Source organism: Streptomyces sp. NBC_01304, from assembly GCF_035975855.1.
In the GTDB taxonomy this organism is placed as follows: Bacteria; Actinomycetota; Actinomycetes; order Streptomycetales; family Streptomycetaceae; genus Streptomyces.
In genome coordinates, this window is the sequence record NZ_CP109055.1 from 10,170,797 (window position 1) to 10,184,933 (window position 14,137).

The following is a 14,137-nucleotide window of genomic DNA, read 5'->3' on the forward strand; positions in this document are numbered from 1 at the left end:
ACCGGGTCGGAGAGGGGGCCGGGTCGAGGAGCAGGCCGGGGCCCAAGACCGTCAACTCAGGACAAGCAGCACCGCCAACGCCACGAGCAGCGAATCGATCCGGTCGAGCAGGCCGCCCGAGCCGGGTATCCAGCCACCCGCGTCCTTCGCCCGCACCCCCCTCTTGACCATGGATTCGAGCAGGTCGCCCGCCGGTCCGCCGACCGCCACCGCGACGGCCATCGGCCAGCTCAGCGCGGACAGCGCGGCGAGCACGCCGAGGCCGGCCGCGGCCCCGGCCAGCGTGCCGCTCCACCGCTTGGCCGGTGACAGCGGGGAGAGGCGGGGTCCGCCGAGGCGTTGTCCGGTGAAGTACGCCACGATGTCGGCGATCGACACCGCCACGAACAGGGCGAGCCCGACCGCCCCGAGCGGCACCAGCGCGGCCAGCACACTCAGCCAGGCCAGACCGAGCAGCCCGGCGCCGAGCCGGCGCAGCCCGTGCTCGGCGTCGCCGGCCAGGAGCGGCACCGCCGCCACCGCGAGCGCCCCGGCCGCGAGGGCCCGGAACACCTCGCCGGGCGCCAGCCAAGCGGTCGCCACCACGCCGAGCACGGCCGCGGCAAGGACCGCCCGGTCGGCCCGGGCGAGGCGCAACAGCCCGCCGAACTCCAGCACTCCGATCACCGCGACCACGGCCGCGACGGCCGCGGCGCCCGCGCTGCCCAGCCAGAACGCACCGGTCACGAGCGGCACGCCGAGCGCCCAGGCGCACCAACGGACCATCAGCTCACGACGCCGGGACGCCACCACCGCGACGCCGCCGACGGCCAGCGCCCCACCGAGGCAGGGCGCCAGCGAGGCCACAGTGATCATCGGGCGGAGCCGACGGCGGGAACGGCGGAAGGTGACGCGGCGGGCGGACCCGGTCGCAGCACCTTCAAGGCGGCCCGGCACGCGGCCACGATGCGCGCGTTCCCGGCGGTGTTCTTGACCGCGATCCGCACGGTGCGCCCCTGGTACTCCGGCGACAGCGGCGACAGGTCGCGCAGGTACACGTCGTGGCGGCGGCACTCGGCCACCAGTCGCGCGGCACTCGGCCCGGCGGACGGCAGGGTCACGGACAGGAAGTTCGCCACCGACTCCTCGATCAACAGGGAGTCGTCCAACTCGGCCAGCTTGGCGGCCAGTTGCTTGCGCAGTGTGTGCGTACGTTGCCAGCACTCGCGGTAGTACGCCGGGTCGCGCAACGCCGCCACGGCCGCGAGTTGCGACGGGAGGCTGACCGGCCAGGGCGGCGTCCAGCGGCGCAGCTGCGCGGCGACGGCCGGCTCGGCCACCAGGTACGCGGCCCGCATGCCGGAGAGTGCGTACATCTTGGACAGCGAGCTGCACACCACCACCCGCGGATCCGTCGCGGCCAGGTCGGCGAGCGATTCGTCCAGGTCGGCATAGCCCAGATAGGCCTCGTCGATCCACCAGCGGGTGCCGGCCGGAGCACCGGCGATCACCGCGCGCAGCTCCGCGGCCGGCGCGTGCCGCCCGGTCGGATTGTTCGGGTTGACCACGACCACGAGGTCGTACCGCCCGGACGCGACGGCGGCGGACAGCCGGGCCGGATCGATGCGCCAGCCGTCCTCGCGGCGCAGCCGGAACCGGTCCACCCGGCAGCCGATCACCCGCTCGGTGACATGGGCGTACTCGCCGTACCCGGGGTCCATCAGGAGCACTCGGCTCTCCGGGGTCAGCCACTGCCCGAACGCCCGGAAGATCAAGTCGGAGGAGCCGGCACCGACCGCGAGCGTCTCCGCGGGCAGCGAGCGGGTCGCGGCGATCTCCGCGATCAGGCCCTCGGCGCCGGTCGGCGGCGACGTCCGTGCGGCCCAGCCCGGGTCCTGGGTGAGGGCTGCCCGCACGCCGGGGGCGGGTGGGAACCAGGCGTCCAACACATCGGCGGCGACGATCTGTTCACGCCGTTCCAGGCTGCGGAAGTCCGTGCCGATCGCCGTGAAGAAGGCACCGCCGTGCTCGCAGCCGTCCGGACGGGGCGCGAACGCCATATCGAGGCGCCAGTCGACGGTGGAGCGCAGGCGCTCCAGCGTGGTGCCGTACCGGTCCATCGCGTTCTTCGTCAGCTCGGCCACGTCCGCGGTCAGCACCTCGAAGGTGACGGCGCCGCTGTGCACGGTGCGCCCGATGGGGCGCAGGCCGACCGCCAGATACATGGCGAGCAGTTCGGTGCGCCCCATCGCCACCACCCGGCGGCCGCCCCGGGAGGCGATCCAGCGCAGGGCCGCGTGCATCAGCAGGGGTGCCACGGCGGTGGCCCGCCAGCGCGGCTCGACGGTCAGGATGCGCACTTCGAACAGATCGGCCTCGGCGAGCAGCGGCAGCTCGTCTCGGGTCAGGTACTTGTCCAGGCCGTAGCGCCCCACCCAGGGCGGCGTCAGGCTGACGAAGCCCATGCGGTCCGCTCCGCGCGCCGCAACGAGGTAGACGTTGTCACCGTCGAGCCCGTCGCGCAGCCGCCCGGCGGGGTCGGGCGCGTGCTGGCCCAACTCCTCGGCGTACACCCGGTGGCGCAGTTCGTGGATCCAGTCCAGATCGTCCGGGGTGGCAGTGCGCAGCTGCAGGTCAGGGCTCATCGGTTCCTCTTTCGACGCGGGGCCCCATCGTCGGGAACGAGGACCGGCCGCGTCAGGGACATGCGACGCAATCACCCTGAGTACCTGTACTCAGGCTCAGTTGTCCTAATCGCGCTAGGGCGGCTCACGCACGGGTGCCCCTGGGGGTGACGCGCAGGGCGATCAGCCCTCCGGCCGCGCTCAGCGCAGCACCACACACCCGCGCCGCGCCAGGGCATCCAGTACGGGGCCGCAGGATCCCGCGAGGTCGTTCCAGCGCAGATCCAGCTTCTCCAGGGAGGGCAGCTCCGCCACCCAACCGGGCACCTCGCGCAGCCGGTTGGAGCGCAGGTCGATCCGGCGCAGCAGCGGCAGCCCGCGCAGCGGCTCGGGCAGGGACGCGAAGCGGTTGTCGCGCAGTTCGGCCTCGCGCAGCTCGTGCAGCTGCCGTACGGAGTCGGGCAGCGCGGTCAACTGATTGCCGCGCAGCCACAGTTCACGCAGTGCGCCGAGACCGCCGACGGAATCGGGCAGGGCTGTCAGCAGGTTGTGCTGTGCCCGCAGCTCCACCAGCCCGGCCATCTCGCCGAGCGACGCGGGCAGCGCGGTGAGCCGGTTCTCGCCGACGTTGAGGTAGGCGAGTCGCGTCAGGCGACCCAACTCGGCGGGGAGCACGGACATTTGGTTGTCGTGGAGGTAGAGGAAGCCGGACAGGCCCGTGAGCGCGCAGAGCTCGTCCGGGATCCGGGTGAGGCGGTTGTGACCCAGGTCGAGCATGCGCAGCCGGGTCATCGTGGCGATGCGGGCGGGCAGCTCGGTGAGCGCGTTGTCGGCGAGCTGCAGCACCTCGGCCCCGGGATGTGCCCACACGGAGTCGGGGACGGCGGTCAGTCCGGCGCGCCAATGGTCCAGGGTGGTCACGGCCACGGCAGCTGCCTCCAAAGGTCCGGGGTCGTCACGGCCACAGCAGTTGCCTCCAAGGGTCCAGGGTCGTCACGGCCACGGCAGCTGCCTCCGGTGGTCCGGCGCGGTCACGGCCACAGCAGTTGCTTCCGCCACTCGCCGTCCGCGCCGGCCAGATAGCGCAGCCGGGTGTGTCTGCGCTCCTTGTCGCCCTGCCAGAACTCCACCGACTCGGGCCGCACGGTCAGCAACTGCCAGCCGGGCGCCACCAGTTCGGGCTCCTGATCGAGCCGGGCCTGCGCCTCCTTCACGGCGGAGTCCCGCTCGGCGAGGTCGCCCAGGGGCTGCGACTGCCGGCCGAGCAGCGACTCGGCGCGTGCCCCGGCGCCGCGTGCCAGGAAGTCCGCCGCCGCGGCCTCGGCGCTCTCGCGGACGACGGGCCCGCGCACCCGCACCTGCCGGGCGAGCGTGGGCCAGTAGAAGGTGAGCGCCGCATAGGGGCGCTCGGCGAGGTTCTGCCCCTTGACGCTGCCGTCGTTGGACGCGAACTGCCAGCCCTCGGGCCCGACGTCCTTCAGGATCAGCACCCGCGCGGTGGGATTCCCGTCGGCGCCCGCTGTGGACACGGTCATCGCATGCGGCTCGCGCACCCCGGCACGTACGGCATGCGGCAGCCACTCGGCGAACAGCTCGGCCGGGCTGTCGGGAGCCTCTTCGGGGTCGAAGTTCGGGATGTCACCGACGAACACGTCCAGTCCGCGCAGCAGTTGACGCATTTCATCCGCCATGAGGCCCCTCCGTCCGCTAATGGTTGCTGGTGAAGCTATCATTAGTGCCATGCCGGACGCCGACCTGGTCCTCGACCTCGCCCTCACCATCCGCCACGACGGCCACGGCGGTGTCGCCGACGACCTCGCCGCCCCCGAAGGCCTCACGGCCTGGGTGCGCGCCCACCCCGCCGTGCTGCCCGGCGCCGCACGCTTCACGGCCGACGCGGACACCCTCTCGGCGGTACGTGACCTGCGCGCGGCCGTCCGCGCCCTGTTCGCCCGCGCCGTCCGGCCCGGCGACCCCAGCCCCGCCGACGCCGCGCGGCTGCTGCCGGACCAGGAGGCCATCGACCGCCTGAACGCGGCGGCCGCCCTCGTCCCGGTGGTGCCCCGCCTCAACTGGCCCAAGGGCGCGGAACCCGCGGCGGAGCACGCCCCCGCCCCGGGTGGTCCGCCCGCCGAGGAGCTGATCGCCGCGCTCGCCCGAGCCGCGATCACCTTCCTCACCGGCCCCGACCGCACCAAGCTGCGCGCCTGCCACGCGCCGCGCTGCGTCCGGTACTTCCTGAAGGAGCACCCCCGCCAGGAATGGTGCAAGCCGTCCTGCGGCAACCGGGCGCGGGTGGCCCGGCATCACGAGCGACACCGGGCGGGATAGGGCGGGATAGGGCTGGATCGGGGGGCGTGGAGCGGGAGGGGACCCCCATGCACCCAGTCCCTGCTCAGAGCTCAGAGCTCAGAGCTCAGAGACCGTGCCGCCGATCACCCCTCGCGACCTCGCACACCCGCGCCTCGCTCTCCGCCGAGAACGGTCCCGTGCCCGCCCGATGCGAGGCCACCGCCGCGCGGGTCTCCTCGGCGATCAGGTCGGCGTTGATCCGGGCCGCCGCCGTGGCGCCCGCCGCCGCGACGTTGCCCACCTGTGCGGGCAGGTCGGTGACGTTGCCCGCGACCCACACGCCGGGAACGTCGGTTTGGCCGACCTCGTCCGCCGGAATGTGCTCGCCCATCCCCGACGGGTGCTGGACGGGCCGCAGCCCCAGCTGGGCCAGGAAGCCGGCCCGAGCCACCATCCGGGGTGCGACCGCCAGGGCGTCGCGGCCGATCACGGTGCCGTCCGTCAGCCGTACGCCCACCAGCGGGGCACCGATGACTGCCAGGGGCTCCAGCGCCGCCACCTCTCCGGTCACCACGCGGATGCCGCGCGCCGCGAACTGCTCGGCCTGCTCGGCGTCCGGCTGCGGCCCGGTGTGGGTGAAGTACGTGATGTCGTCGCTCCACTGCCGCAGCAGCAGCGCCTGATGGACCGACATCGGGTCGTTGGCGAGTACGCCGATGGCCTGGTCGCGGACTTCCCAGCCGTGGCAGTACGGGCAGTGCAGCACGTCCCTGCCCCACCGCTCGCGCAGCCCCGGCACGTCCGGCAGTTCGTCGACCAGGCCCGTGGTCACCAGCAGCCGCCGGGCCCGCACCGTCCGGCCGTCGGTCAGCTCCACCAGGAGCCGGCTGCCCGCGCGGGTCACCGCGCAGACCTCGCCGGACACCACGTGCCCGCCGTAGCCGCGGACCTCCGCCCGGCCCCGCTCGAGCAGTTCGCCGGGCGGCATCCCCTCGCGGCCGAGCAGCCCGTGCACACCCTCCGCCGGGGCGTTGCGCGGACGGCCCGCGTCGATCACCGCCACCGAACGCCGCGCCCGGGCGAGCATCAGTGCCCCGCTCAGCCCTGCGGCGCCACCGCCGAGGACCACCACGTCGTACTCGCTGTCCAGGGTCACCTTGACCACCTCCGAGTCACGACGATGCCCGCACCCCCGAAATTTCAGCAAGCAATATTGCCGGTATGGCAAACTGCGAGACATGGACAACGACGACCTCGACCAAGCGCTCACCGCGGTCGGACCCCGCCTGCGCGCCCTGCGCCGGCAGCGTGCCGTCACGCTGGCCGAGCTGTCCGAGGCGACCGGGATCTCCGTGAGCACCCTGTCGCGCCTGGAGTCCGGCGACCGCCGCCCCAATCTCGAACTCCTGCTGCCGCTGGCCAAGGCCCACGGCGTCACGCTCGACGAACTCGTCGGCGCCCCGCCCACCGGCGACCCCCGCATCCACCTGCGCCCGGTCGTCCGCCACGGCATGACGATGGTGCCCCTCACCCGCAGGGCCGGCGGCATCCAGGCGTACAAGCTGGTGCTCCCGGGCGGCAGCGCGCGACGGGAGCCGGACCCGAAGACCCACGAGGGGTACGAATGGCTCTATGTCCTCAACGGGCGGCTGCGTGTCGTCCTCGGGGACAAGGACCTGGTGCTGACCCCCGGCGAGGCGGCCGAGTTCGACACCCGGGTGCCGCACTGGTTCGGCGGCGCGGACGCCGAACCGGTCGAATTCCTCAGCCTGTTCGGCTCCCAGGGCGAACGCGCCCACCTGCGCGCCCGGCCCAAGGCGAAGCAGGAATAGAAGCCTCGACGGAAGCCTGGGGAAGGGCAGTTGATGGACAGGGGTGCGGGGGCGCGGACCTACCGATACGTAGGTCCCGCCGACCTGATGGTCACCGTCGGGCCCGGCAGCGAGGGCCGCGTCATCCTCGCGTCGGACGACCTCGATGCATGGGCCGTCGAGCGCGGACCGGCCGAGTTGAGCGAGCCGTTCACTTACGTCGTCGCCCTGGACGGCGGGCTCCGCCTCGCACCGCGCCGCAGCGAGCACGTCGCCTGCGCGGCCGGCGCCCGCGTGCTCGGCGCGGGCGAGATGGGCTTCGGCCGCGCGTCGGGCCGGTGGTCGGTGAGCGAGGTCAGCAATCAGTCCACCGGCTACTGCCCGGACGTCACCTCCTGGCCGGCCGTCGCCCGAGCGCTCGACGGGGCCGGCATCGACCGCCCGGACGGCTTCACCTACGCGGTCGTCTTCCGCCGTTGCGAGCACTGCCAGGAGCACAACATCGTGCGCGAGGACGACTTCGTCTGCGTCTTCTGCGACACCGCCCTGCCCGCGCACTGGAACGTCGACCCGCACGGCGACAGCTGGGCAACGGAGACCCGCACGGCGACAGCTGGGCAACGGCGACGCGCACAGCCGCAGCTGAGCAAGCACGCCCACCGCCCCCGGCCTAGGCTGGCGATCATGACCGGAGAACGCGACCTCGCCCGCCTCCTGAGCGGCATGCGCCCCGAACTCAACCCTGGCCGGTACGTCTTCGTCGCCATCCCCGACGGCCGTATCCCCATCGGCCTCGACCCCGTCGTCACCGTCCAGGAGGCCGAGGGCCGCACCCTGGTGCTGCACCAGCAGGAAGCCGACGCCGCCTCACTCGCGTACGACTACGTGGCCGGCTGGATCACCCTGCGCGTGCACTCCGCCCTCGATGCCGTGGGGCTGACCGCCGCCGTCGCCCAGGCGCTCGCCGAGGAGGGGCTGAGCTGCAACGTCGTCGCGGGCTTCCATCACGACCACCTCTTCGTCCCCTACGACAGCGCCGGCGTCGCCGTGGCGATCCTGCACCGCCTCGCGGAGCGCTCCGCCTGACCTCGACCGGCCCTTCTAGCACGCAGCGGAAAGTGCCGCCGGTACGTTCCGGAAAATCTCCTTCCGACCGTCCCGGGCTCCCTCGCGCGGGCGTACGCTGAGGTGCCTGAAGGCCACGCCGCGCCCCGGCACCCCGCGCCAGGCGCACCACCGTGGCAGGGGGTGTGCCATGGGCCAGCGTGTCACCCGGATCCGCCGCACGCTCTTCGAGCGCGACAGTGAACTCGCCGTCGTGGACGAGGCGTTGCGTGAACTCGGCACGACCGGCAATGAGACTCCGGACCGCCCGCGCGGCGCCCTGCTCGCCTTCGCCGGACGCGCCGGACTCGGCAAGACCACACTCCTCGCCGAGGTCCGCCGCAGGGCGACCGCCCGGGGCTGCACCGTCCTCGCGGCCCGCGGCGGCGACCAGGAGCAGCAGGTCGCCTTCCACGTCGCCCGTCAGCTCGTCCAGCCCCAGCTGGCCGGCGCCTCGCAGGAGGAACTCCGTGCCACGCTGGGCAGTTGGTACGCCATCGTGGGCCCTGCGCTCGGTCTGTGCGCACCGCAGGAGGGTGCACCGCCCGATCCGCAGGGCCTGCGGGACGGCCTCGACTGGGTGCTCACCCATCTCGCGGTCCAGCGTGCCCCGATGGTCCTCGTCCTCGACGACGCACACTGGGCCGACCCGGAGTCGCTGAGCTGGCTCGCCGCGTTCGCGCCGCGCGCCGAACAGCTGCCGCTGCTGCTCGTCGTCGCCTACCGGCCCGAGGAACTCCCCGACTACGCCGATGAGTTCAGGGGGCTCCCGGGCCGGGCGGGCCACCGCCCGCTCGACCTCGAACCGCTCAGCGCCCCGTCCATCGCCCGCCTCGTGCGCCAGACGGTCGGCGCGCACGCGGACGACGCGTTCTGCCGCGAATGCTGGGCCGTCACTGCCGGAAACCCCTTCGAGGCCGTCGAGTTGACCGCGAAGGTGGCCGCCCGCGGCCTCGCGCCCAACGAATCCGGCGCGCATCTCCTGCGCGACCTCGCGGCCGCCGTCAAGGGCAGCGGCCTCGTCGCCCGACTGGAACGCCTGGGCACCTCCACGGTCCGCTTCGCCTGGGCCTGCGCCGTCCTCGGCACGGAAATATCCCCGGACCTGGCCGCGAACGTCGCGGGCCTCGGCGAGGAAGAGGCCACCGACGCGGCCGACCGGCTGCGCGACGCCCGCATCCTCACCGGCGTCGAGACCCTCGAGTTCGTCCACCCGCTGATCGCCACCGCCGTCTACCGCGCCATCTCGCCCGGCGTCCGCGTCGCCCTGCACGGCCAGGCCGCCTGGGCCGTCGTCAACGCCGGCCTCGGCGCCCCGGCCGCCGCACGCCACCTGTTGGAGACCCACCCCGAGGGCGACACCTGGGTCGTCAAACAGCTGCGCGCCGCCGCCCAGGAGACCCTGCGCGCAGGCGCCCCCGACGCGGCCCGCCGCTTCCTGGCCCGCGCCCTGCGCGAGCCCCCGCCCTTCGAGGAACGCGCCCTCGTCCTGTACGAACTGGGCTGCGCCTCACTGCTCACCGAGCCCGCGACCACCGTCAACCACCTGCGGGCCGCCCTCGAAGAGCCCATCAACGACCCGGCCCTGCGCCACGGCATCGTCTACCGCCTCTCCCAGGTCCTCGCCCACACCGACCGCCTCACCGAGGCCTCCACCACCCTCGACCACGAGATGCGCCGCACCACCGACGCCCGGGTCCGACTGCGCATGCAGTCCGAGCAGTTCATGTGGGACGCCTTCCGCTCCGACGAACCCGACTCACCCGCCCGCTCCCGGCGCCTGGCCAAACTCGCCGACCGCCTCACCGGCCGCGACCTCACCGAGCGCTACATCATCGGCCTGCGCGCCTGGGACGCCACGCTGCGCGGCGAGTGCGCCGCCACCGTCGTCCGGCACGCCGAACGCGCCCTGGTCGGCGGCCTCAGCTGGGCCGAGGAGGACCGCGGCTTCGAGGTACCCGTCCTCGCCGCCATGACCTTCCTGTACGCGGACCGCCCCGGCCGCGCCGAGGAGTTGTTCGCCGAAGGCATCGCCGACTTCGAGCGGGCGGGCTGGCGCGGCGCCCATCTCTCGTTCGCGTACACCCTGCTCGCCTATCTGCGCCTGCGCCGCGGCCGGCTCACCGAGGCCGAGGACTTCGCCCGCGGCGGACTGCGCCTGGCCGAACGCCTCGGGCACGGCACTCCCGCCCACTGGTACGCGGTCGGCATCCTCATCGAAGTGCTGCTCGCCCGCGGCCGCCCGGCCGAGGCGGCCCGCATCGGCGAGGACTACGGCTTCACGGCGCCCTTCCCGGCCGCCGTGACCTTCCCCGACTCGCAGACCGTGTACGGAGAACTCCTGCTGGCCCGCGGCCTGCCGAAGGAGGCCGCCCTCGAACTCGCCGCCGCCGGACGGCGCCTGGAACCGCGCGGGATACGCAACCCCTCCTGGTGCCCCTGGATGCTGCACCTCGCCCGCGCCGAGGCCCACGACGCCCCCGACCAGGCCGTGGCCACCGCGCTCGAAGCGGTGGGCCGCGCCCGGCAGTTCGGCACGCATTCCGCCATCGGGCAGGCCCTGCGCGTCGCCGCCGAAGTCTCCCCGCCCACCGAGCGCGGCAAGCTCCTGGAGGAGTCCGTCCAGCACCTGGAGCAAGCGCCCGCCGCGTACGAACTCGCCTGTGCCCTGGTCGCCCTGGGCACGGAACTGCGCCGCACCGGACGCACCAAGGAAGCCGCCGAACAGCTCTACCGCGGCCTCGAAGCGGCCGCCTTGTGCGGGGCCGACGGCCTGGTCGAGCGCGCCCGCGACGAACTCGCCGCGGCCGGGCAGCGCCCGCGGCGGCTGCACAGCACCGAGACGGACACGCTCACCGCCCGCGAACGCGCGGCAGCGACCTTGACCGTGCGTGGTGAGAGCCCCGGGCGGATAGCGGAGGAGCTGGGCATCGACGAGGCCTCCGTCAGCCGTCTGCTGTCCGGCGTCTACCGGAAGGTGGGCACGGACCGGGCGGGGCTGGCGGCGGCTCTGGGCGCGGCGGTCGGGCGGGGTGCTGCGCCGTCGCTCTGATTTTTGCCCCTCCCCGCCCCTTCCCCAGAGGCTGCGCCGCCGATGACTTCCGGACGTCGAAGATCGGGGGCTGCGCCCCCGGACCCCCGGATCGGCCTTCGGCCTCCGTCCTCAAACGCCGGACGGGCTGAGAAACGCCGGACGGGCTGAGAGGAAGGGCCAGGGCCCCGCGTCGGCACGGCCGGAAAGCCACGTACCATGGCGGCATGTCCTTCCTCCGCCGACGCAGCGCCCCGACTCCCGCGGGCCCGGACTTCGATGTCCTGGCCATGGACCCGGGGGACTGGCCTGGCAACCTCGGCGCGGGCCTGCTGCCTGCCCCCGACGGCAGCTGCCAGGGCGTCTTTCTGCGCTACGACCTGTTCGGCGGCCGCGGTCCCGCGATGATCATCGGCAATCTGCCGGAGGGCTCGCCGGCCCGCGAGCTCGCCGACAAGCAGGTGCCCTTCGAGGTCGCCCAACTGCTCCTCGCGCTGGAGAACGAGGAGGAGGTCGAGGTCACCGGGGTCGAGGACGTTCCCGTGATGCAGGGCGACAACCTCCTGATCGTGCGCCGCCTCAAGCTCTCCGAGAGCCGCATCTCCTGCGTCCAGTTCGACCGCAGCGACAACGTCCTGGTGACCGTCGCGGCCTGGGACCGGCCCATCACGGACGACCTGTACGCGCTCCTGAAGCCGCTGCCCGCGGAGATGTTCCAGCAGGGCTGATCCGGCGCCCCTCCCAGCAGGGTGGGTCCGGCCCCTTCACGAGCCCTCGTGCGCGCACCCTTGTCGAGAGGTCATCGGACCTCTACCGTCCGGGGGCATGTCTCATGGGATCACGCGAAGAACCACCATGAAGTCTGCCCTCGGTGGCGCAGCCCTGCTCGCAGCGGGCGGAGGCGCCCTCTCCCGCCCCGCGCACGCCGCCGATACGTCCGATGAATTAGCGCTCTGGTACCGGGCGCCCGCCGCCGACTGGGAACGAGAGGCCCTGCCCCTCGGCAATGGCGCCCTCGGCGCCATGGTCTTCGGCACCCTCGCCGCCGAGCGCCTCCAGCTCAACGAGAAGACCCTGTGGACCGGCGGCCCCGGAGCCAAGGACGGCTACGACCACGGCAACTGGACCGCGCCCCGCCCCGGCGCCCTCGCCGCCGTCCAGGCGGACCTCGACGCGAAGGGCAGCCTCGACCCGGACGGCGTCGCGGCCCGCCTCGGCCAGCCCAAGCGCGGCTACGGCGCCCACCAGACCCTCGGCGACCTCCACCTCGACATCCCCGGCGCGCCCACCACCCCGGACTCCACCTACCGCCGTGGCCTCGACCTGCGGACGGGCCTCGCCGACGTGACGTACAGCCACCAAGGCGTCCGCCACACAAGGGAGTTCTTCGCCTCGTACCCCGGCAACGTCATCGTCGGCCACCTCGGCGCCGACCACCCCGGCAGCGTCACCTGCACCCTGCGGTACACCTCGCCGCGCACCGACTTCACCGCGACGGCCGCCGGCGACCGGATCACCGTACGCGGTCAACTCGCGGACAACGGGCTGCGGTTCGAGGCCCAGATCCGGGTGCGTACGACCGGAGGCACCCTCGCCGCCAACCCCGACGGCACCCTCACCGTGACCGGCGCGGACAGCGCCTGGTTCGTGCTCGCCGCGGGAACCGACTACGCCGACACCTACCCCGGCTACCGTGGCGACGACCCGCACGCCGCCGTCACCCGCGCCGTGGACGCGGCGGTCGACGCCGGACACGGGCAGCTGAGGGAACGTCATATCGCCGACCACCGGGGCCTGTTCGACCGTGTCGCCCTCGACATCCGGCAGTCCTCCGCGCCCACCGGCGTACCCACGGACGAACTCCTCAAGCAGTACACGGGCGGTGCGAGCCCCGCCGACCGGGCACTCGAAGCGCTCTTCTTCCAGTACGGCCGCTACCTGCTGATCGCCTCCTCGCGCCCCGGGTCGCTCCCCGCCAACCTGCAGGGCGTGTGGAACAACAGCACCACCCCTCCCTGGTCCGCCGACTACCACACCAACATCAACCTGCAGATGAACTACTGGCCGGCCGAGGCCGCGAACCTCGCCGAGACCACCGCCCCCTACGACCGTTTCGTCGAAGCACTGCGCGCACCCGGGCGACGTACCGCCAAGGAGATGTTCAACGCCGACGGCTGGGTCGTGCACAACGAGACCAACACCTACGGATTCACCGGCGTGCACGACTGGTCGACGGCCTTCTGGTTCCCCGAGGCCGCCGCCTGGCTGAGCGCCCAGCTCTACGAGCACTACCGCTTCAGCGGCTCGACCGCCTATCTGCGCTCCACCGCCTACCCCGTCCTGAAGGAAGCGGCCCGCTTCTGGCTCGCCGTCCTGCACACCGACCCGCGCGACAACTCCCTCGTGGTCTCGCCGAGTTACTCGCCCGAGCACGGAGACTTCACGGCGGGCGCCGCCATGTCCCAGCAGATCGTCCACGAGCTGCTCACCAACACCCTGGACGCGGCCCGCGTCCTCGGTGACGCCCCCGCCTTCCGCGACGAACTCACCCGTACGCTCGCCAAGTTGGACCCCGGCCTGCGCATCGGCTCCTGGGGCCAGCTCCAGGAGTGGAAGGCCGACCTCGACGACCGCACCGACACCCACCGCCACGTCTCCCACCTCTACGCCCTGCACCCCGGGCGGCAGATCGAACCCGGCAGCAAGTGGGCCGAGGCAGCCAAGGTCTCCCTCACGGCGCGCGGCGACGGTGGCACGGGCTGGTCCAAGGCCTGGAAGGTCAACTTCTGGGCGCGGCTGCGCGACGGCGACCACGCCCACACCATGCTCGCCGAACAGCTCAAGAGCTCCACCCTGCCGAACCTGTGGGACACCCACCCGCCGTTCCAGATCGACGGCAACTTCGGTGCCACGTCGGGCGTCGTGGAGATGCTGCTGCAGAGCCAGTTCGACGTCATCGAGGTGCTGCCCGCCCTGCCGACGTCGTGGCCGGAGGGGTCGGTACGCGGACTGCGGGCGCGCGGCGGGGCGACCGTGGACATCACCTGGGCGGCCGGGAAGGCCACCCGCATCGTGCTCACGGCATCCCGGACGCGTGAACTCACCGTACGCAGCGACCTGTTGGACGGCGGTGAGCGCACCTTCAAGGCGAAGGCGGGGGAGCGGTACGTGTTCGAGTGACGTCCCGCCCCACCCCGCCCCGCACAAAGGCGACCGGGCCCGCACCTGCCCCCACGCAGGCCCGGACCCGGTCGCCTCAGATGCGCGGCAGGAACCCCGCGCACCAGGTGCCGCCC

At 73.1% G+C, this 14,137-nt stretch carries 11 protein-coding genes and 1 pseudogene; 7 read left to right on the forward strand and 5 right to left on the reverse strand.

What is annotated here, in order from left to right:
* Positions 1 to 51: 51 nt before the first annotated feature.
* The 4 genes from OG430_RS45645 to OG430_RS45660 form a co-directional block, all read right to left on the reverse strand.
* Positions 52 to 855: a phosphatidate cytidylyltransferase gene (locus tag OG430_RS45645; protein WP_327358602.1), complete on the reverse strand. Its 804-nt coding sequence runs from the start codon at positions 853 to 855 to the stop codon at positions 52 to 54.
* Entirely contained in the window at positions 852 to 2,624 is a 1,773-nt protein-coding gene (locus OG430_RS45650) for a histidinol-phosphate aminotransferase family protein (protein ID WP_327358603.1), read from the reverse strand. The genes OG430_RS45645 and OG430_RS45650 overlap by 4 nt, the downstream gene beginning before the upstream one ends.
* Positions 2,625 to 2,804: 180 nt before the next feature.
* Positions 2,805 to 3,530: a leucine-rich repeat domain-containing protein gene (locus OG430_RS45655; RefSeq protein ID WP_327358604.1), complete on the reverse strand. Its 726-nt coding sequence runs from the start codon at positions 3,528 to 3,530 to the stop codon at positions 2,805 to 2,807.
* 104 nt (positions 3,531 to 3,634) lie between these two features.
* On the reverse strand, positions 3,635 to 4,294 hold the full coding sequence (locus OG430_RS45660) for a pyridoxine/pyridoxamine 5'-phosphate oxidase (RefSeq protein ID WP_327358605.1): 660 nt from the start codon (positions 4,292 to 4,294) through the stop codon (positions 3,635 to 3,637).
* A 49-nt stretch (positions 4,295 to 4,343) separates the two neighbouring features.
* Between OG430_RS45660 and OG430_RS45665 the strand changes: the two genes are divergently transcribed.
* Positions 4,344 to 4,934 (forward strand): CGNR zinc finger domain-containing protein, encoded by a 591-nt coding sequence (locus OG430_RS45665; RefSeq protein ID WP_327358606.1) that lies wholly within the window; start codon positions 4,344 to 4,346, stop codon positions 4,932 to 4,934.
* Between the two features lie 85 nt (positions 4,935 to 5,019).
* Here OG430_RS45665 and OG430_RS45670 read toward each other — a convergent pair whose 3' ends face one another.
* Positions 5,020 to 6,051: an NAD(P)/FAD-dependent oxidoreductase gene (locus tag OG430_RS45670; protein WP_327358607.1), complete on the reverse strand. Its 1,032-nt coding sequence runs from the start codon at positions 6,049 to 6,051 to the stop codon at positions 5,020 to 5,022.
* Between the two features lie 82 nt (positions 6,052 to 6,133).
* On the opposite strand from OG430_RS45670, the gene OG430_RS45675 reads away from it, so the two are divergent.
* From OG430_RS45675 to OG430_RS45700, 6 genes and pseudogenes are all read left to right on the forward strand, one after another.
* A complete protein-coding gene (locus OG430_RS45675) occupies positions 6,134 to 6,727 on the forward strand; it encodes a helix-turn-helix domain-containing protein (RefSeq protein ID WP_327358608.1) in 594 nt (197 codons plus the stop codon).
* Between the two features lie 87 nt (positions 6,728 to 6,814).
* Positions 6,815 to 7,279: pseudogene (locus OG430_RS45680) on the forward strand (hypothetical protein); the annotation flags it as partial.
* A gap of 111 nt (positions 7,280 to 7,390) precedes the next feature.
* Positions 7,391 to 7,792 (forward strand): ACT domain-containing protein, encoded by a 402-nt coding sequence (locus OG430_RS45685; protein ID WP_327359483.1) that lies wholly within the window; start codon positions 7,391 to 7,393, stop codon positions 7,790 to 7,792.
* Between the two features lie 169 nt (positions 7,793 to 7,961).
* Positions 7,962 to 10,862 (forward strand): ATP-binding protein, encoded by a 2,901-nt coding sequence (locus OG430_RS45690; protein ID WP_327358609.1) that lies wholly within the window; start codon positions 7,962 to 7,964, stop codon positions 10,860 to 10,862.
* Positions 10,863 to 11,068: 206 nt separating this feature from the next.
* A complete protein-coding gene (locus tag OG430_RS45695) occupies positions 11,069 to 11,569 on the forward strand; it encodes a hypothetical protein (RefSeq protein WP_327358610.1) in 501 nt (166 codons plus the stop codon).
* A 127-nt stretch (positions 11,570 to 11,696) separates the two neighbouring features.
* Entirely contained in the window at positions 11,697 to 14,021 is a 2,325-nt protein-coding gene (locus tag OG430_RS45700; protein WP_327358611.1) for a glycoside hydrolase family 95 protein, read from the forward strand.
* Positions 14,022 to 14,137: the final 116 nt, after the last annotated feature.

What these genes read in the sequence shown, in the direction of transcription:
- OG430_RS45645 (WP_327358602.1), bottom strand. Translation starts at nt 855, where the DNA reads ATGATCACTGTGGCCTCGCTGGCGCCCTGCCTCGGTGGGGCGCTGGCC.
- OG430_RS45650 (WP_327358603.1), bottom strand. Translation starts at nt 2,624, where the DNA reads ATGAGCCCTGACCTGCAGCTGCGCACTGCCACCCCGGACGATCTGGAC.
- OG430_RS45660 (WP_327358605.1), bottom strand. Translation starts at nt 4,294, where the DNA reads ATGGCGGATGAAATGCGTCAACTGCTGCGCGGACTGGACGTGTTCGTC.
- OG430_RS45665 (WP_327358606.1), top strand. Translation starts at nt 4,344, where the DNA reads ATGCCGGACGCCGACCTGGTCCTCGACCTCGCCCTCACCATCCGCCAC.
- OG430_RS45675 (WP_327358608.1), top strand. Translation starts at nt 6,134, where the DNA reads ATGGACAACGACGACCTCGACCAAGCGCTCACCGCGGTCGGACCCCGC.
- OG430_RS45685 (WP_327359483.1), top strand. Translation starts at nt 7,391, where the DNA reads ATGACCGGAGAACGCGACCTCGCCCGCCTCCTGAGCGGCATGCGCCCC.
- OG430_RS45690 (WP_327358609.1), top strand. Translation starts at nt 7,962, where the DNA reads ATGGGCCAGCGTGTCACCCGGATCCGCCGCACGCTCTTCGAGCGCGAC.
- OG430_RS45695 (WP_327358610.1), top strand. Translation starts at nt 11,069, where the DNA reads ATGTCCTTCCTCCGCCGACGCAGCGCCCCGACTCCCGCGGGCCCGGAC.
- OG430_RS45700 (WP_327358611.1), top strand. Translation starts at nt 11,697, where the DNA reads ATGAAGTCTGCCCTCGGTGGCGCAGCCCTGCTCGCAGCGGGCGGAGGC.